This window comes from Bradyrhizobium xenonodulans (assembly GCF_027594865.1).
In the GTDB taxonomy this organism is placed as follows: domain Bacteria; phylum Pseudomonadota; class Alphaproteobacteria; order Rhizobiales; family Xanthobacteraceae; genus Bradyrhizobium; species Bradyrhizobium xenonodulans.
In genome coordinates this window covers 2,277,576-2,296,274 of the sequence record NZ_CP089391.1, presented here as the reverse complement: position 1 = coordinate 2,296,274, position 18,699 = coordinate 2,277,576, and the positions used below count along the sequence as shown (strand labels likewise).

General features: G+C 64.1%; 17 protein-coding genes. 3 read left to right on the top strand and 14 right to left on the bottom strand.

Annotation, left to right across the window (positions count from 1 at the left end; genetic code table 11):
* Window position 1: 1 nt before the first annotated feature.
* The 8 genes from paaA to I3J27_RS10760 form a co-directional block, all read right to left on the bottom strand.
* On the bottom strand, window positions 2-994 hold the full coding sequence (gene paaA / locus I3J27_RS10795; protein WP_270168565.1) for a 1,2-phenylacetyl-CoA epoxidase subunit PaaA: 993 nt from the start codon (window positions 992-994) through the stop codon (window positions 2-4).
* Window positions 995-1,070: 76 nt separating this feature from the next.
* A complete protein-coding gene (paaX, locus tag I3J27_RS10790; protein ID WP_270168563.1) occupies window positions 1,071-1,937 on the bottom strand; it encodes a phenylacetic acid degradation operon negative regulatory protein PaaX in 867 nt (288 codons plus the stop codon).
* A 228-nt stretch (window positions 1,938-2,165) separates the two neighbouring features.
* A complete protein-coding gene (locus tag I3J27_RS10785) occupies window positions 2,166-2,936 on the bottom strand; it encodes an esterase/lipase family protein (protein ID WP_270168557.1) in 771 nt (256 codons plus the stop codon).
* A gap of 189 nt (window positions 2,937-3,125) precedes the next feature.
* Window positions 3,126-4,412, bottom strand: coding sequence for a DUF445 domain-containing protein (locus I3J27_RS10780; RefSeq protein ID WP_270168524.1), 1,287 nt, complete (start codon window positions 4,410-4,412; stop codon window positions 3,126-3,128).
* A 168-nt stretch (window positions 4,413-4,580) separates the two neighbouring features.
* A complete protein-coding gene (locus tag I3J27_RS10775) occupies window positions 4,581-5,036 on the bottom strand; it encodes a phasin (RefSeq protein WP_270168522.1) in 456 nt (151 codons plus the stop codon).
* Window positions 5,037-5,239: 203 nt separating this feature from the next.
* Window positions 5,240-5,833: a GNAT family N-acetyltransferase gene (locus I3J27_RS10770; RefSeq protein ID WP_270168520.1), complete on the bottom strand. Its 594-nt coding sequence runs from the start codon at window positions 5,831-5,833 to the stop codon at window positions 5,240-5,242.
* Window positions 5,830-6,912: a PHA/PHB synthase family protein gene (locus I3J27_RS10765; RefSeq protein ID WP_270168518.1), complete on the bottom strand. Its 1,083-nt coding sequence runs from the start codon at window positions 6,910-6,912 to the stop codon at window positions 5,830-5,832. The genes I3J27_RS10770 and I3J27_RS10765 overlap by 4 nt, the downstream gene beginning before the upstream one ends.
* Entirely contained in the window at window positions 6,909-7,292 is a 384-nt protein-coding gene (locus I3J27_RS10760) for a hypothetical protein (RefSeq protein WP_270168516.1), read from the bottom strand. The genes I3J27_RS10765 and I3J27_RS10760 overlap by 4 nt, the downstream gene beginning before the upstream one ends.
* A 164-nt stretch (window positions 7,293-7,456) precedes the next feature.
* On the opposite strand from I3J27_RS10760, the gene I3J27_RS10755 reads away from it, so the two are divergent.
* Together I3J27_RS10755 and I3J27_RS10750 are read left to right on the top strand one after the other, a co-directional pair.
* A complete protein-coding gene (locus I3J27_RS10755) occupies window positions 7,457-8,371 on the top strand; it encodes an alpha/beta fold hydrolase (RefSeq protein WP_270168514.1) in 915 nt (304 codons plus the stop codon).
* Between the two features lie 125 nt (window positions 8,372-8,496).
* Complete coding sequence (locus tag I3J27_RS10750; RefSeq protein ID WP_270168512.1) at window positions 8,497-8,961, top strand: nuclear transport factor 2 family protein; 465 nt, start codon at window positions 8,497-8,499, stop codon at window positions 8,959-8,961.
* Window positions 8,962-9,051: 90 nt separating this feature from the next.
* Here the strand turns inward: I3J27_RS10750 and I3J27_RS10745 are convergent, their stop codons facing one another.
* The 6 genes from I3J27_RS10745 to I3J27_RS10720 are packed head-to-tail and all read right to left on the bottom strand — an operon-like array spanning window position 9,052 to window position 16,698.
* Window positions 9,052-9,726, bottom strand: a complete 675-nt coding sequence (locus I3J27_RS10745) for a spermidine synthase (protein WP_270168510.1) — start codon at window positions 9,724-9,726, stop codon at window positions 9,052-9,054.
* Window positions 9,727-9,756: 30 nt separating this feature from the next.
* Complete coding sequence (locus tag I3J27_RS10740; RefSeq protein ID WP_270168507.1) at window positions 9,757-12,993, bottom strand: bifunctional cytochrome P450/NADPH--P450 reductase; 3,237 nt, start codon at window positions 12,991-12,993, stop codon at window positions 9,757-9,759.
* Window positions 12,994-13,038: 45 nt separating this feature from the next.
* Window positions 13,039-14,034, bottom strand: a complete 996-nt coding sequence (locus tag I3J27_RS10735; RefSeq protein WP_270168505.1) for an alpha/beta fold hydrolase — start codon at window positions 14,032-14,034, stop codon at window positions 13,039-13,041.
* Window positions 14,035-14,044: 10 nt separating this feature from the next.
* Window positions 14,045-15,595 carry a WS/DGAT/MGAT family O-acyltransferase gene (locus I3J27_RS10730; protein WP_270168503.1) on the bottom strand — a complete coding sequence of 517 codons (1,551 nt, stop codon included), beginning with the start codon at window positions 15,593-15,595 and terminating at the stop codon, window positions 14,045-14,047.
* Window positions 15,596-15,640: 45 nt separating this feature from the next.
* Window positions 15,641-16,441 (bottom strand): esterase/lipase family protein, encoded by an 801-nt coding sequence (locus I3J27_RS10725; RefSeq protein WP_270168501.1) that lies wholly within the window; start codon window positions 16,439-16,441, stop codon window positions 15,641-15,643.
* Window positions 16,441-16,698, bottom strand: coding sequence for a DUF6489 family protein (locus tag I3J27_RS10720; protein ID WP_212081149.1), 258 nt, complete (start codon window positions 16,696-16,698; stop codon window positions 16,441-16,443). The genes I3J27_RS10725 and I3J27_RS10720 overlap by 1 nt, the downstream gene beginning before the upstream one ends.
* A 379-nt stretch (window positions 16,699-17,077) precedes the next feature.
* Between I3J27_RS10720 and I3J27_RS10715 the strand changes: the two genes are divergently transcribed.
* Window positions 17,078-18,673 (top strand): ABC transporter substrate-binding protein, encoded by a 1,596-nt coding sequence (locus I3J27_RS10715; RefSeq protein ID WP_270168498.1) that lies wholly within the window; start codon window positions 17,078-17,080, stop codon window positions 18,671-18,673.
* Window positions 18,674-18,699 lie beyond the last annotated feature (26 nt).

Below are 18,699 nucleotides of genomic sequence, written 5' to 3'. Positions count from 1 at the left end.
CCTATTCCGCGGCTTGTGCGGTCTGGCGCTGCGCGCGCTTTTCGGCGTAGGCGGCGGCCGCCTCGCGCACCCAGGCCCCCTCGTCGTGCGCCTTGCGGCGCGCGGCGAGCCGATCGCGGTTGCACGGGCCGTTGCCTGCGAGCACCTGCTTGAACTCGGTCCAGTCGATCTCGCTGTAGCGCCAATGCCCTTCGGCATCCTGTGTCATGCCGGGATCGGGAATGGTGAGGCCGAGATATTGCGCCTGCGGCACGGTGGCATCGACGAACTTCTGCCGCAGCTCGTCATTGGAGAAGCGCTTGATCTTCCACTTGGTCGAGGTGTCGCTGTGCTGGCTCGTCGCGTCGGGCGGGCCGAACATCATCAGCACCGGCCACCACCAACGGTTCAACGCATCCTGCGCCATCGCCTTCTGCTCGTCCGAGCCGCGGCACAGCGTCAGCATGATCTCGTAGCCCTGACGCTGGTGAAACGACTCCTCCTTGCAGACGCGGATCATCGCCCGTGCATAGGGTCCGTAGGAGCAGCGGCACAGCGGGATCTGGTTCATGATCGCAGCGCCGTCGACCAACCAGCCGATGGTGCCGATGTCGGCCCAGGTCAGCGTCGGATAGTTGAAGATCGAGGAATATTTGGCCTTGCCCGCGAGCATGGCATCGACCAGCTCTTCGCGCGAGGTGCCGAGCGTCTCGGCGGCCGCGTAGAGATACAGCCCATGGCCGCACTCGTCCTGCACCTTGGCGAGCAGCGCGGCCTTGCGGCGCAAGGTCGGCGCGCGCGTGATCCAATTGCCTTCGGGCAGCATGCCGACGATTTCGGAATGGGCGTGCTGCGAGATCTGGCGGGTGAGCGTTTTGCGATAGGCCGCCGGCATCCAGTCGTTCGGCTCGATGCGCTCCTCGGCATCGATGCGCGCCTGGAACTGCGCAGCCCTGCCGGCGTCCTCAAGACCGCGATCGTCGGTCTCGGCCGTGTTCAGCGCCTGGGTGTACATGCGCATCCTCCCGTTTAATTGGGAGGCAATATATAACAAGAATTACTCTATGCAAGATATTTCTGTAACATGTCGATCAAGCCTCAAACCGCCTTTCCAGAAGCTTCCGGGCCGGCGGCAGCGGGCCCTTCTCATTGGTTCCGTGGCCATCAAGCCATTGTTCGGACGCAGCAAGCAGCGCGCGGTAGATCTCGCCGCAAAGCTCACGCGCTGCCCTGCCCGGCCAGTCCGCCGGCAGCAGGCTCTCGGGCAACAGCGGATCGCGCAGCACGACGCGGCGGTAGTGGTGGATCAGGAGGATGCGGGCGGTGAAGGCGTCGGCCTCGGACAGACCCGCGCCACGCGCGATCGCGGCGCGGAGCGGCTCGAACGTCTTCATGAATTTCAGGTAGGCGTCCGCGGTGCGGTCGAGCGGCCAGCTTGCGCTGAGCAGGCGGCGGCCGCTGTCATCCTCGGCCGAGACTTCGAGACGGATCGCACCCGCAGCCTCGTCCGGCACCGGCACGCCCGACGGCGCGACCCAGACGCCCGGCAGCGGACTGCCGAAGCCGGCGTTGCGGAGCGCTTCACGCGAGACGTCGCGGTCTTCGCCGTTGCCGATCAGCAGCAGTTCGAAGCGGCCGGTCCAGCCCGATGGCGGCGGATCGTAGATGTGGCGCGTCGCGGCCTCGAAGGTCTGACTACCTTTGTCAGCCAGACGATAAAAGCTGTTGCGGCCAACCTTTTCGCGCGTCAGCCAGCCATCGGCCGCGAGTCGCGACATCGCGGTACGGACGACGCCGCTATCGATATCCAGGCTTTCGAAAAATTCCAGCAGCGTGCCGAGCCACACGGAGCCGCCGCGCGGCACGATGGCGTCGCCGAACACGGTGATGACGATGGAGCCGGTGCGCGACGGCTCGCGCTTGAGCTGATTGATGATGCGGGAGAGCGGATGCGCCATGCGCGAGGCATAGCGCGTTTGGTGCCGGCGCCACAATGGACGCGAGCGACGCTGTTGTTCTCCCTCTCCCCGTCCTTGCGGGGAGAGGGTTGGGGTGAGGGGCTGTATCCGCAAATAAGATGTCAGACGGACTCGCGGAGAGTCCCCCTCACCCGCCACGCTCGGACGATGCTTCGCATCGCTCGGCGCGTGTCGACCTCTCCCCGCACGCGGGGAGAGGCGAAGAAACTACCGATGCGGATCGGGATACGCCAGGCTGCGCCAGCCGCTGCGGTCGAACCTTCGCCACTCGCCTTCCTTCTGCGCGAGACGGTCGGCCACCGCATAGACGACGGCGGGATGGTGACCCATGCCGCAATGGCTGCTTTCGACCTCGATGCTCTCGGTCTGCGCGCCCGACTTCTCCATGCAGCCCTGCCAGGCGCAGACACCGTCGGTGCGGCTGAAGATCGCGGTGGTCGGCACCGGCGGCGGAACGGTGAGGTCGCCGCCGAACTGCGGATCGACCTCATCGGACTTCCGGCCGCTCGCCCATTCATAGACGCGCCAGGCATTGGTCGAACGGGGATCGCCCGCGAACGGGCTGCCGAGCGTGATGACCTGGCGCACGCGCTCGGGCATCATCTTGGCCAGCTGGCGCGCATAGAGGCCACCCAAGCTCCAGCCGACCAGGCTGATCTTTCGGCCATGCGTGTCGCTGAGCTCCTCGACCAGATCCACCATCGCGCGCTGCACGCCCTCGCGCAGGCCGTAATTGCGGCCCTGGCGCCAGCCGCTCACCGCGTAGCCCTTGCCAGTCAGAAACGTGCGCAGCGCGCGCGTGGACGTGTCGGAGGCCACGAGGCCCGGCAGCACCAGCACCGGATGCCCATCGCCGCGCGGCGCGAGGCTCAGCAGCGGAAGCGCGCCGAGAAACGCGCCGAACTCGTGGATCGCGCGCCCTTCCAAGAACATCAGAGTACGGGACGGCGGACGCAGCGTCTGGGCAGTAGCGGTCATCAATGTTTCCCCTGAGGAAGGTGCCGGGCGCGATGCCGGTAAACGGGCATGAATTCCAATACGCCGGCTTCTTGATCGTTCCGCAGCGCAACATGAATCAGCTAAGCGGCCGGTTCCCGACATTCAAGCGGGAGAGACGCGGGGCCACAATAGGCCCGCGCGTTAATGCTAACGGCCGTGACGCAAAAGTCACAACAATCGGAGCAGGAATTCTACGGAGTAGAGGGCCAACCCGGCGAGGCCGCCGATCAGCGAGCCGTTGAAGCGGATGTATTGCAGGTCGCGGCCGATGTTGATTTCGATCAGCGAAATCAGCTGCGCCATGTCCCACGCCTTGACCTGGTCGGAGATGAAGGTCGAGACGCCGCTCTTCTGGTCGGCGACGAAGCTGCGCAGCACCGCCACCAGACCCTGGTTGATCTCGCCGCGCAGCTCGGCATCGCCGGCGAGCGCCTCGCCGGCGGCGACGAGCATGCCGGCGAGATGATGCTGCAACACCTGCGTCTCGCCGCTCGCACTGCGCTCGATGAAGGAGCGCGTGTTGGCCCACACGGTGCGGGCGAGATCGGCAAGCTCCGGCCGCGCCAGCAGATCGCGCTTCAAGCCGTCGATGCGGTCGATATAGGCCTGGTCGGTACCGAGCCGGTCGACGAAGCTCAGCACCATGCGGTCGAACTCGCCGCGGAACGGATGCTTGGGATCGCTGCGCACCTCGTTGAAGAAAGCGGTGGCGGACGACACGATCTTGTTCACCAGGAATTTGTCGGCGCGATAGAGCCTGAGCAGCGTCGGCAGCTCCGCGCGCACCTTGTCGCGGATCATCGCCATCGTCTCTTTCTGATTCAGCGTCTCGTGCATCACGCGCAGGAGATCGTCGAACAGGATCTGGTGCCGCCCCTCCGATACGAATCCACGCAGCGTGCCGGCAGCGAGCGGGGCGAGATCGATCGCCTGGAGCTGCGAGGACATGCGGCGGATGATGAAGGTCATCAGGCCGGAGGTCTCGGTCGCGGAGACGGCCTCCGGCAGCAGACGCAGCGCAAAGCGGGCAAGATCGTCGCTGCGCTTGCGGTCGCGCAGCCAGTCGGCGACGAACGAGCCGAAATCGATCTCCCTCAGCTTGGCCTCGACCGGGCCCGCCTCGAGGAAGTGCACCTGGATGAACTCGCCGAGCTTCTCGGCGATGCGGGCCTGGTTGCTCTGGATGATTGCGGTGTGCGGGATCGGCAGGCCGAGCGGCCGCTTGAACAACGCGACCACCGCATACCAGTCGGCGAGCCCGCCGATGGTCGCGGCTTCCGCGAAGGCTGCGACGAAGCCGAACAATGGATGCACGGGCAGCAGCCATTTCGCGATGACGAACAGCAGAAGCGTCGAGGCCAGCACCAAGGTCGCCAGCGCCTTCACGCGGCGCAGCTCGGCCGCGCGTTCGGCGTCGGCAGGTGTCTCGAAGGAGAAGCTGACAGATGAGTCCATGGCTGCATCACAGTACTCGTCATTGCGAGCGAAGCGAAGCAATCCAGAATCCTTCCGTGGAAAGACTCTGGATTGCTTCGCCGCTTCGCTCCTCGCAATGACGGCGGCGCAAAAACAAAAGGCCCGCCGAAGCGGGCCTCAAATTCAGTTTTGTCTCAGGGCGCCAGATCAGGCGGTCTTGTTGTAGACCTTGGCAAAGTTGTCCTGAGCGGACTTCGCACCGTTGGCGGCGAGCTTGCCGAAATAGTCGGCGGTCGCCTTGGCGCGCGAGACGAACACTTCGCCGTGGGCGCGGAGCAGGCTCGACTGGATCTCGACGGCTTCGCTGACCGACTTCGCGGACGCGAGCTTGTCGATACCGGCGAAGAACGCCTGGGCGTCGTCATAGATCGCCTGCTGGATGTTGCGGCTGATCTTGCCGGCCTCGGTGACGGACTCGGTCACCGCGTTCTCGACGGCGGCGGTCACGCGCTCGGAGCCAGCGAACACTTCGGCAGCACGGTCCTTGGCGGTGTTGGCGGACTTCTTGACGAACTCGCGGGCCGCCTCGGGAACTTCCAAATTCTGGATGTTCTTGAAAGCGTCTTTGAAGCCCTCGAAAGCGGTGTTGGTTTCGGTGGTCATGGGGGTTCTCTCCATCCTCATTGCGTTGAGCTATGGGCTCACCCCGTCCTCGATGGCCCGGGGCACGGCTTATATGGCATAGTTAATTGTGCGATGCAATATTCGTATTGCAGTGCGATATCACGAATTCGTGAACAGGCTTAACAGGAGGCAATCTGGCGCCTCCCTAGCCAACAGGTTCCCAGGAGGACGACGCGCCACTCCTAGTGCTGAACGGCGCCCGGTAGCCCATAGGCCTCCATCTGGGCCTGGACCTGCGCGATGTTGTGCCCGAGCACGACGATGTCATGGGTCTTGCCGTCGACGTCCCGGACATGGTCGCGCAGCAGCGCCTCGGCCTTGAAGCCGAGGCCCTCGAACAGCGCGATCGCGGCCTGCTGATCCACCGTCATCTGAACCGAGAGCTTTTCCAGACCAGCACCGAGCGCGAGGGCAAAGGTCTCCTGCGACAGCGCCCGTCCTACCCCCTTCCCCCGTACGTCGAGCGACACCACCATGCGGATCTCGCCGACATGGGGCGACCAGGAATGCGGATCGCGCACCAGCGTGCCGCAGCCGACGACCTTGCCCTCCCTGACCGCAAGCAGGCTCGTGATCGCGCCGCGCTCGATCTCCTTGACCCAGGCCGAGAGCACCTTCGGCTCGCTGATATTGCGCGGCAGGAACAACAGATCGTGGGTCGGCAGGCCCTTGCCGAAGGCAAGCACCGCCGCCTCGTCCGCGGGCGACATCATGCGGATCTCGATATCGCCGGCATCGGTCTTGACGTGACGCGGATAGGAACGCTGCTCGCTCATGTCGATCTCTTCCCCAGCCAGGAGTCCAGTTTCGGCCACAGCCGCTTCACCGCATTGGCACCGGCGACGAGGGAAACGTGACCGCCCTTCAGCATCACCTCTTCCTTGTCCTCGGAGCCGATCTTGGCGATCAAATGTTTTGCAGCATCATAGGGCACGATGTGGTCGTGCTCCGCGACCGCATGCAGGAACGGCACCCTGATGTTCTCGAGCTTGGCCGCACGGCCGCCGACCGACATGGTGTCGTTGAACAGCTTGTTGTCCCACATCAGGTCCTTGGTGATGGTACGGAAATATTCGCCCGCGAGCGGCAGCGTGTCGGTCGCCCAGCGGTCGAACATCCGATAGGACTTCACGAACTCGTCGTTCCAGATGTTCTCCCAGAGCTGGATCTGGCTCACCGTGCGCGAGGCCGGACGCAGCATCTCGAATGAGGACAGGATCATCTCCGGCGGCACGTTGCCGACGCTGTCGACGAGGCGGTCGACGTCGAAATAACGGCGGTCGGAGAAGTTCGAGAACAGCTTCATCTCGCGGAAGTCGATCGGCGTGGTGAAGCAGATCAAATTCTTCATCGGCCCATCCTTGTGGATCGAGCCATAGAGCAGCGACAGCACGCCGCCGAAGCAATAGCCGATGACGGAGACGTCCTGCTCGCCGGAATCCGCTTGCACGCGCCGGACGCAATCCGGGATGAAGTCGAGGACGTAGTCCTCCATCCGCAGGCTCTTCTCCTCCGGCCGCGGCGCGCTCCAGTCGAGCATGTAGACGTCGTAGCCGCGCTTGAGCAGGAATTCGATGAAGCTCTGGCCGGGCACGAGATCGAGAATGTAGCCGCGGTTGGTGGTCGCCATCACGATCAGCACCGGCACGCGATAGATCTCGTCCGACATCGGCCGGTAGTGATAGAGGCTCATCGTGCCGCGCGAATGCAGCACGTCCTTGGGCGTCGAGCCGAGCGTGGGTCCGGAGGTCGAGAAATATTCGACGCCCTTGATGCTGCGCTGGATGGCGCGCTGGACCTCGGACTGGATGCGCTCCGGGATCGATGCGAGATCAAGTCCCGTCGGCGCGTTCATGTTTGCTCTCCGTTTTCGGAGGGCGGACGCTTCGTTCGCGGCGGCCGCGGCGTCCCGTCAAAGCCTTGCGAGATGCCGGAACTTGCCGCCATCTGGCTCAGCATCGACTTGATCTCGCCGATCTGGGCTTCGATGGATTGAAGCCGTTCAGCGAGACCCGTGACCTGCTCCCGGCTCGGCAGGTTCATCGTGACGAGGTATTTCTCCATGAGCTCGCCGAGTTGCTTCTGAGCACCTGCAGCAACTCCTCCCGCGCGGTTCATGGCCTGCGAAAATTCGGGCGACGACATGGCCTGGTTGGCGAAGGAGTTGAACCCCTTCTCCATGTCGCCCACCATCTTCTGCCACATGGCAACGGGGTCGTTGATCTTGTCGGTCATCGGCGTCCTCCTGGTATCGAGAGCTGCGATGCCCTTCTTTTTCGCCATACCACACCGTTGCGCGATGCCGGTCAACCGGCAGGTCGCCCGGTGCGGCGCACACGGCTTCTTTGCAGCGTGAAACCGTGCGATACAGCATTAACCAGCAGTGAGGGAACGCGCCCGTGACCGCCCATCAGCCGCCCAAGACCGTCCGCGCCAACGGCATCGACATCTGCTACGAGATCTTCGGCAACGACAATGCCGAGCCGCTGCTGCTGATCATGGGGCTCGGGGCGCAGATGATCCACTGGGACGATGCGTTCTGCGAGCAGCTTGCCGTGCACGGCTTTCGCGTGATCCGCTTCGACAATCGCGACATCGGCAAGTCGAGCCATCTGACGGGCGGCAAACGGCTGACGCCGCTCGAGCTGCTGAAGCTGCGCTTCCTCAGGATTCCCGTTGCGGCCACCTACAAGCTGATCGACATGGCAAAGGACACGGTCGGCCTGATGGATGCGCTCGGCATCAAGTCGGCGCATTTGGTCGGGGCGTCCATGGGCGGCATGATCGCGCAGGAGGTGACGCTGTCATTTCCCGAGCGTGTGCGCTCGCTGACCTCGATCATGTCGACCACGGGCAATCCGCGCGTGCCGCCGCCGACCCGCGAGGCCGCCGCGATGCTGATGGCGCCACCGCCGCAGAGCAAGGAGGAATTCATCGTCCGCTACGGCCAGACCTGGAAGGTGTTGCGCGCCGGGCATTTTCCGGAAGAGGAAGCACTCGATCCTGATCGTGCCGAGCGGGTATTCGCGCGCGGACTCAATCCGGCCGGCGTCGGCCGGCAGCTCCGCGCCGTGCTCGCCTCCGGCAGCCGCAAGGAGCGGCTGCATGGTGTGAAGACGCCGACGCTGGTGATCCACGGCACGGTCGATCCCCTGGTGCGGCCGGAGGGCGGCAAGGACACCGCGGAGTCCATTCCGGGCGCAAAGCTGTTGATGATCGAGGGCATGGGCCACGCGCTGCCGATGCGGTTCTGGGCAGAGATCATCCGCGCCATCGACAAGCATGCGCGTGGCGCAGCGGCACAGGCGGCGTAGACCGACGCCGGTCTCCTCACGGTGACCATGTGAGCTTGCGGTTACTCTCTTAACGCGAGACGGCGCGAAAGCTATACAGGCCTCCCTCAATCGCAAGACAGGGGCTGCGGCCTCTCGGAGCTCACATGCATCTCATCATCCGGTCGGCCGCGATGGTCGCCGCTTCCATTCTCATGCTCTCCCTCGGCAACGGCGCCGCTTTGGCCGGCAGCACTCAGGAAGAAGCCAACCGTACCGCCGTGCTTGCCTTCTACGAGAAGGGCCTCAATCAGAAAGACGCGGACGCCGCCCTCGCCTATGTCGGCAACCGCTACGTCCAGCACAATCCAAATGCGGCCGACGGTCCGGAGGGCTTTCGCAAATTCATCGGCTTCCTCCGTGAAAAATTTCCGAACTCCCACAGCGAGATCAAGCGCTCATTCGTCGATGGCGACTTCGTCATCCTGCACGTCCATTCCATTCGCGAGCCCGGCACCAGGGGCCGCGCAATCGTGGACATCTTCAAGCTGGAGAACGGCAAGATTGTCGAACATTGGGACGTCGTTCAGGAGGTCCCTGAAAACCCGGCCAACAGCAACACGATGTTCTGACGCGTAGGGTGGGCAAAGGCGCGCTCTTCGCGCGCCGTGCCCATCATCCAAGGACACCGGAAGTGGTGGGCACGCTGCGCCTTGTCCACCCTACTGCTTCTTCGCCATCCAGATCACGTGGCGCGCGCCGCCGCCCCTTCCGGTGGCGCGGACGTTGACTTCATTGACGTCGAAACCGGCACGGCCAAGACGTTTGGTGAATGCGGGGTTGGGTCCCGAGGACCAGACGGCGAGCACGCCGCCCGGCCGCAGCGCCATCTTCGCCGCCTGCAATCCGCTCGCACTGTAGAGCGCATCATTGCCCTTCCGGGTCAGCCCCTCCGGCCCGTTATCGACATCGAGGAGAATGGCGTCGTAGGCTGAGCTCTTCGCCCGGATGATTTCGCCGACGTCGGTCTCGCGGATGCTCACCCTGACATCATCGAGACTATCGCCGAAGACCTCCGCCATGGGCCCCCGTGCCCAGGCGACCACCGCCGGCACCAACTCGGCGACCACGATTTTCGCCTTGCTTCCAAGCACGGCGAGTGCAGCGCGCAAGGTAAAGCCCATGCCGAGGCCGCCGATGAGCACGACGGGCTTTGCGACCTTCTCGATCTGCTTCGCCGCGAGCGTCGCGAGCGCGGCCTCGGAGCCCGACAGGCGGTTGTTCATCAACTCGTTGGTGCCGAGCTTGATGGAAAACTCCTTGCCCCGCCGCATCAGGCGGAGCTCTTCGTCGGAGCCGGGGATTTTGGCGGTGTCGATCTTTTCCCAGGGAATCATGCCGGAGGTTTAGCATGATCCGGCCGGCGGTCACCCACCCGCCCAGACGTCGAGCACGTACCGGTTCTTCGCGCCCATCTCCTCGATCCAGCGCGCAGCTGCAGCGGCATCGCTGCCGGTCTTCTCGCGATGGATCGCGACGAGCGCCGCCTTCACGTCGGGCTCCATCTTGCCGCCGTCGCCGCAGACATAGATGATCGCGCCCTGCTCGATCAGCGGCCAGACCTTGTCCTTCTGCGCGGCGAGCACGTGCTGCACATAAGTCTTCGGCCCGTCCGCGCGCGAGAACGCCGTGAAAAGCTCGGTGACGCCGCTCGTCGCCAGCGCCTTCAGCTCATCCGCATAGAGGAAATCCTGGTCGGGATGGCGGCAGCCGAAGAACAGCGTGGCGGGACCGAGCGCAGCCCCCTTGGCCTTGCGCGCGGCGCGTTCCTGGAGGAAGCCGCGGAACGGCGCCAGTCCCGTGCCGGGACCGATCATGATGATCGGCACGGATGAATCGTCAGGCAGCCGGAAGCCGGCCTTGGTCTCGCGCACGGTGGCGTAGATCGCATCGCCCGTGCGCCGGTTGGCGAGGTAGTTCGAGCAGATGCCCTTGTAGGTGCCGCGCCCTGAGGCTGCCGGCCCCTCGACCACGCCGACCGTGACGCTGCAACGCGCAGGGTCGACCGACGGCGAGGACGAGATCGAGTAATAGCGCGGCGCCAGCAGCGACAGCATTTCGAGATAGACGTGGAACGGCAATTCGCAGGCCGGATATTCGAGCAGCAGGTCGAACACCGATTTGCGCCTGGCCAGAATTTCGGCCCGGTAACGCTCGAGCGGCTCAGGCTCCTCGCCGACGAAAGCCAGCAGCTTCGGCTTGGTGACCGGGCAGCGGGTGTGCTCCGCCATGATCTGGATCTGCTTCCGCGTCGCCACCTGCTGCAGCTCGACGAACTCGCTGAGCAGGCGGCCGACCGACACGGCATCGCCGACCGGCAATTGCGCGCGGCGTCCCTCAGCGACCTGGAGCCTGATCTGGTCGGCCGGCAGGAAGCCGAAGCGGCGGGCGACGGAATCCACCAGCGTCGGATCGTTGCGCGGGACGACGCTCAGATGGTCGCCGACGCGATAGCTGATGTTGGACGGCAGCTGCACCTCGATGTGGCGCGTCGAGCGCTCCGACGGATTGGTCCCAGCCTTGTTCTGGAGCTCGTCATTGACCAGCACCTTCATCGCGACCGCACCGCCCTGGGCCACGATGGTGTTGACGGCGGTCACGGCCACCGGCTCGATCGCGTAGAGCGGATCGTCCTCCGCGGTGCGGGTGAAATTCCAGTCGATGCCGAATTCCTTGGTCGCGACCTGGGCGGCGGCGGGGAACCATTTCTGGAACTGGCCGTCGAGATCGCTGCGCGCATCGCCCTCGCCGCGCGGATAGACCGCCCGCGCACCATGCTTCGACAATTGCTCGTCGATGAAGCGCGGCACCGATTGGTAGGTCGCAGCCCAGTCGCTGTTGCCGCAGCCGAACACGGCGTAGCGGACATTGGCGAAGGCATCCTTCGGCAGGTCCTCGCCGAGCCATTTGACGAACTGCGTCGCGTTGTCGGGCGGCGCGCCGTTATAGGACGCGCAGATGATCAAGACGCCGCCTTCGTGCGGCAGCTTGCCGACGTAGTCGTCGAGCGGCCCGAGATGCACGGCAAAGCCGTTGATCTCGGCAAGGTCGGCCATGCGGGTGGCGAGCTCCTCGGCGGTGCCGAGATTGGAGCCGTAAAGCACCAGCATCGGCGTGTTATGGCCGAGCCGTGTCGTCGGCTGGCGCGGCGCTTTCGGCGCTGAAGCCGCCGCAGCGACAGGCCCGCCATAGGCGCCGCGCTCGCGATCGGCGCGCGGGCGCAATTTGATCTTGAAGCCTTCCGGCTTCATCGTCAGCGTTTCCTTCAGGTGCATCTGATAGCGCTGGTGGTCGATCAGCTTGAAGCGCTGCAGGATCATGCCGAGCGCAAGCGCCGCCTCGTGCATGGCAAAGCCCCGGCCGATACAGGCGCGCTGGCCGTTGCCGAACGGCTTCCAGGCATTGACCGGCCGCTTCGCCTCGGCCTCACGGCTGAAATTCTCGGGGTCAAAGGCATCGGGATTTGGACCCCAGACCGAGGGATCGCGATGCAGCGCCGTCACCAGGATCGTGGTGAACGTGCCCTTGCGGAGCTTGTACTTGCCGCCGCCGATGGTCTCGTCGTTGAGCGGCGAGATGCCATAGGCCGGCGCCGGCGGCCACAGCCGCAGCGCCTCCTTCAGGATCTGCGTGATGTAGGTGAGCTGCGTCACCTGCTGATAGGTTGGCTTCGCATTGACATCAGGGCCGAAGACACGGTCGACCTCGTCATAGGCCTTCTTGAGAATGTCCGGGTGCTTGAGCAACGCGTAGAGCGTGTAGGACAACAGGCCGCTGGTGGTCTCGTGGCCCGCGATCAGGAAGGTGTTGATCTGGTAGCGGATGTTGACGTCGTCGAGCTGCTCGCCGGTCGAACGGTCGACCCCGGTCATCATCGCCGCGAGCATGTCCTTCTTGTCGTCGATTGCATCCGCGTTCTTGCGGCGCTCGGCGATGATCTCGTCAACCATCTTGTTCATGAAGTCGACGTCTTCGGCCAAGGTCTTGCGCCGCTTCTGCATCCAGAGCTGCTCGAACGGCAGGCCGCGCGTCATCATGATGGTTTCGAGCGAGCGCACCAGCGACTCGACGAAGGGATGGTAGTCGCGGCGGTAGAACGAATTGAAGCGGTAGTCGAAGCCGCACAGGCCGATCGTATCAAGCGTCAGCGCCGTCATGTCGTGGACGACGTCGATCTCGTCGTCGGCGTTGAGCCGCTCCCATTTTTGAACGAGCTGCTCGGCGATGTCGACCATGCTCGGGTGATACGACTGCATGGCGCGGTTGCCGAAGGGCTGGAGCAGGATGTTGTGCGCCTTGCTCCAGTTCGGCTCCCTGGTGTCGGCCGTGAACAGGCCGTCGCCGCCGACCGCGCGCACGCGCCGCAGCGCGCCTCGCACCGTCTTGTCGAACCGTTTCTCGTCGGAGAGCTCGTCGACGAGATCGTGGCCGGAGACGACGACGATCGGCGAGCCCATCATGTCGAGCCAGAAGATCGGCCCCAGCTCCTTGGCAAGCCGCGTCAAATGCTGCACGGGCGCAGCGGAATCCAGCGACAGCATGTTGCCAACGACAGGTTTGGTCGGCGGATGCGGGATCGGATCCAGACGGTTCTTCGATGACATTAAATGTGCTTCCCCTGCCTCGGTATTCAACGCCGTCGTTGCGAGCTAGCCGAACCGCCTTCTACGCCATTCGATCAGCTTGGCGCTGACCTCCTCCGGCTTCTCCTGCTGCGTCCAATGGCCGCTGTCCTTGACCAGATATTTTTCGAGATCGGGAATCAGCTTGTCCATGCCATCGGCGGAAGATGGCGGCAACACTGCGTCGTTCTCGGCCATGATCATCAGCGACGGCACACGTACCGTATGATCGAGTCCTTCGGCGCGCGTCCAGTTACGCGACATGTTGCGGTACCAGTTGATGCCGCCGGTGAAGCCGGTCCGGGTGAAATTGTCGACGAACACCTTCTTCTCTTCCGGCGACAGGATCGGCGTACGCGGATCGTGCTTCGCGTCATAGGCGGCAATCATTTGCGGAAACGCCAGATTGACCCGCGGCGAAGCGCCGACGCCTGCGACCACTTCCTCTGCCGGCGCGTCGGGCGGGCGCGGCGCCGGCTTGCGCATGAACGCATCGAATGTCTGCTCGACGCGACTGCCAAAGATCCTGTCGGGTTCACGCGCCGGATCCTGGAACTGCACGATGTACATCTTGTCGCCGAAGCGCGCGCGCAGGAGCTCGATCGGATCAGCCCAGGCGCGGTTGGTATGAGGCGTGTTGATGCCGACCACTCCCGCAACCCGGTCGATGTGTCGCAGCGGCATCTGCCAGACGATGAAGCCGCCCCAGTCGTGACCGACGAAGATGGCCTTGTCGATCTGGAGATGATCGAGGAGCCCGACCAGGTCGCCCGTCAGATGTTCGATGTCGTAGGCCTCGACCTGCTCGGGCCGGTCGGTCGCGCCGTAGCCGCGCTGGTCCGGCGCAATCACGCGGATGCCGGCTTCGCTCAGCGCCTTGATCTGGTGACGCCAGGAGAAGGCGAGTTCGGGCCAGCCATGGCACAGTACCATCGGCGGCTTGTCGGTGACCGGGCCAGCGTCGTAATAGCCCATGCGAATTCCGTTCGTCTGCACGAACTTCAGCGGCGGCATTTCAATCATGGTCAAATTCCTATTCGGCGGCGCCCTTGATGTCGGCCGCGGGCGGCGCGTAGGCAGCCTCCAGCGCGGCAAACTCCTCCGGCAGCATGTCGCACATCACCTGCACATGCGGAATGATGTTGGCGCCGACGATGAAGCCGAAATCGAGCTGGTCGCGATAGCTCTGCACGGTGATGTTGAGCGCCTGCCCGTGCGTCGAGATCGACACCGGGAAGATGTGCAGCAGCTCGGCGCCGGCGGCATAGAGCGTCTGCCGCGGCCCCGGCACGTTGGACACCGTGATGTTGGCCGCCGGCGGCAGCACGTCCGACAGATTCGAGCGGCTGTAGAGCAGCGCCAGAACCTGCACCATCATCGGCGCACCCAGCATCGAGATGTTGGAAATCTGCGGCATCAGGGCCCGCAGCGGATGCGACATCTCCTTGGACTTGGTCGACTGCGCGATGATCGCCTCGAGCCGGGCCTTGGGATCGTCGATATTGGTCGCGATCGAGCAGATCATGCCGAACACCTGGTTGTTGGCCTCGGTGTTGCCCTCCTCGCGCAGCGAGATCGGCACGGCGGCGGTCAGCGATTTCGCCGGCAGCGTGCCATATTGCTGGAGATAGCGCCGGACCACGCCGGAGGCGAGCGCCAGCACCACATCGTTGAGCTTGCCGCCGGCGAGCTTCGCCAGCGCCTTGGATCGCGACAGCGAGATCGAGACCCCGGCGAAGCTCCGCTCCGACGAGATGGTCTTGTTCAGCATGGTCGGCGGCGACACCATGCTGGCGAGGCTCTCGCGCGATTTCGGATCGGAGACCTTGCCGAGCACCTCGGAGACGCTCTTGACCATGGTCGGGATGTTGCCGGCGAAGCGCACCGCGCTCTCGATCTGGTACATCGCGTTGTCGAACAGGATCGAGCCGATGTCGCTTTTTCCCGTACGCGGCAATTGCAGATTCTTCGCCGCGGCCGACGCGTCGAGCGGTTGGGTGAAAAGCTGCTGATAGGAATCGAGCAGGTTCGCGGCGATGTCGCGCGGCTCCTGTCCGGGCCTGGCTCCCGCCGCCGGCGGGTCGACCTGCCGCGGGATCGGCGAGATGTCGTAGATCATGTTGGTCAGGGCAGCGCCTGCACCGCCGTCGATCGCGGCATGGTGCATCTTGGAATAGAGCCCGACCTCGTTGTCCTTCATGCCCTCGAACACATAGAACTCCCAGAGCGGGCGGGCGCGGTTCAGGAGCTTGGCGTGCATCCAGCCGACGATGCGCTCGAGCGTGGCGCGGTCGCGCGGCTGCGGCAGGCTGGCGCGAAAAATGTGGCGGTCGATGTCGAACTGGTCGTCCTCGACCCAGGAGGGATGATCGATATCGAGCGGTGCCTTCTCCAGCCGCGCCTTCAGGATCGGCGCGATGTGCAGGCGCGAGACGATCATCGCCTTGAAGTCTTCGAAGAAGTCGCCCTTGTAGTCGTCAGGCAGGCGAAAGATCGCCATGCTGCCGACATGCATCGGCATCTCCGGCGTTTCCAGATACAAAAACGATGCGTCCAGCGACGACAGCTTCTTACCGTCAGCCATGGTTCCCTCCGCTAGTTTCGACGGGCGCCTTTGCGGCGCTTCTCGTCAGGCCGATACTGCCTGTTCCGGCGGGGCATATGCAATGGCAAACGGCCCGGCCCGGTCAAATGGCCAGAATTCCCCCTCCGGTTGCGCCAGGCGATCCGCCACGGCCCACAGCGCCGCGGGGTTCACGCCGAGCCCGATATGGCTGGCCATGTGCACCTCGATATTCTCGGCCCGGTCCGAGGGACGCAACAAACAGGTTCGCCAGTTAACGACACCGTCGGCGCGTGAATAGATCGACGTCGCCGGCACGGGAAGATCGCCGGCGATCGCCTCGCGCAGTTCGGCAAAATCCTCGACGCGCTCGCCGGACAGCGCCTCGTAGAGCCTTGTGGCGTTGGTCGCCCGCACGTCGTTGGCAAACGGGCTGCCGAGCGTGACGACGTAGCGGACCATCTCGGGCGCCTGGAGCGCAAGATCGCGGGCATAGACGCCGCCGAGACTCCAGCCGACGAGGCTGACCTTGCGCCCTGTGGCGGCATGGATTTCGGCAAGGCGCGCGCGCAGGGCCTCCCGCATCCGCCCGAGACCGCCGAGATTGCGGCCCATCCGCCAGGCATGTGCCTCGTAGCCAAGCTCGCTGAGATAGCGCCGCATCGGCGCCATCGAGAGATCGCTGGCGAGAAAGCCCGGCAGCGTCAGCACCGGATGGCCGTCGCCCCTGGGCGCACGCATCAGCAGCGGCGACAGCAGCAGACTCGCATTGAACTCGAACAGGCCCCGAGCTTCGGCAAGCAACAGGCCGAGGCTCGGCGGACGAAGCCGGTCCGGCGCCTGCCGCCCGTCCGGCCCGGGCGACATTACTTTTTCTTGTCGCTGCTGCGAGAGCCGCCGAGGCCGGCCATGGTGACGAACATGTCCTGAAACCGCTCGGCGATCTTCGGATCGAAGGTGAACCAGCTCTGGATCAGCGATTCCGGCGAGACCTTGTCGATGTTGGACATCATCTGCTGCTGCAGCTTGTCCATGACAGCGGTCTGCATCGGCATCACGTCCGGCAGACCGAAGAACTGGCGGGCCTCGAGGGGGGTGCAGTCGATTTCGATATTAACTTTCATGTCCCCTCCGGATGAGATTCGAGCGGCCTGTCGCAGTATCGCCGCGAGATGGTGTGCAACGCAAGCGACCTGAGGCGGGTGGCCGGCCTTGCTTCCGCGATCGGCGGATATGGTCAATGAAATCACGCCCGCCGTGAGCCCGCGTCCCGGGCGCCCGGCGGGGCACCCTGCGGCCGGGGACTTCACCGATCGAAAGTCGAATATCGCCCGCGAACCCCTGCCCCCAAGATTGCCGGTCAGCATTGCTGCATAGCGGCGCAACTTGGCGCGTTCCTTGCTGGAATGGCGCTTGCACGGGTCGAGAACTCTGGGCAACATGGATTGGATCGCCCGCCGAACAATCAAAAATCACGGCGCGGCAGAGTGGAGAGGGTCAAGAATGTCAGTCGGTCGAAGTCTGTTTGCGGCGACGCTCGCCGGTATGCTTGCGGTTACAGTTTCGCCCGCGTCGAGCCAGACGCTGCGCTATGCCAACCAGGGTGATCTGAAGTCGCTCGATCCCTACTCGCTGAACGAGTCCACCACCCACGCCCATCTCGGCCACGTCTATCAAGGCCTCACCGCGCGCGACAAGGACCTCAAGATCATTCCGGCGCTGGCGGAGAGCTGGGAGACGCCTGAGCCGACCCGCTGGCGCTTCCATTTGCGCAAAGGCGTGAAATTCCACAACGGCGATCCCTTCACCGCCGACGACGTCGTGTTTTCCGCCGACCGTGTCCGCAACAAAAACTCCAACATGCAGACCCGTCTCGCGCCGGACGTCAAGGTCGTCAAGGTCGACGACTACACGGTCGATTTCGTCCTGCCCTCGCCCAACCCGATCCTGCATTCGGCGTGGGACGTCTGGTACATCATGGACAAGAAATGGGCGGAGGAGAACAAGGCCGTCGAGCCGACGCCGGTGTCCGCGACATCGCCGAGCTACGCCTCGCTGCACGAGAACGGTACCGGTCCCTTCATCATCGAGAGCCATCAACCCGGCGTGAAGACGGTGTTCAAGGCCAATCCCAATTACTGGGGCAAGATGGAAGGCAATTTGAAGGAAATCGTCTTCACCCCGATCGCGTCCGATGCGACCCGTGTCGCCGCGCTGCTCTCGGGCGAGGTCGACGTCATCGAGCCGGTGCCGATCCAGGACATCTCACGCGTCGATTCGAGCCCGAATGCCCAGGTGCTGAAGGCGCCGGAGCTGCGCACCATCTTCATTGGCTTCGACACGGTTCGCGACGAGCTGCTCTACTCCAACATCAAGGGCAAGAATCCTTTCAAGGACGTCAAGGTCCGCGAGGCCTTCTACAAGGCGATCGATATCGAGTTGATCAAGACGCGCGTCATGCGCGGTCTGTCGACGCCGTCGGCACTGATGATCGCTCCCGAGCTGTTCGCACTGTCCAAGGAGTTTACACGGCCCAAATTCGATCCTGACGGCGCCAAGAAGCTCCTGACCGAAGCCGGCTATCCCGACGGCTTCGAGGTAACCATGGACTGCCCGAACGATCGCTACGTCAATGACGCCGCGATCTGCCAGGCCGTGGTCGGCATGCTGGCCCGCATCGGCGTCAAGATCAATCTGCTGGCGCAGCCCAAGGCGCAGTACTTCGCCAAGGTGCTGAAGCAGGGTGGCTACCAGACCTCGTTCTTCATGCTGGGCTGGACGCCGAGCACGATGGATTCCCACAACGTGATGAATGACATCATGGGCTGCCGCGACAATGCGAAATCCTCCCGTGGCGAAGCCAACCTCGGCGGCTATTGCAACAAGGAGTTCGACGCTCTCACCGACAAGGTGCTGGTCGAAACCGACACCAACAAGCGCAATCAGATGATCAAGCAGGCCTACGAGATCAGCATGAAAGACTGGGCCTACATCCCGTTGCATCAGCAGGCGCTGGCCTGGGGCGTATCGAAGAAGGTGAACCTTCCGCAGCGCGCCGACAATCTGGTCATGTTCCACTGGGCGACCAAGAAGGAATAGCGCCTGTTCAACACGAGGTCCCGGCA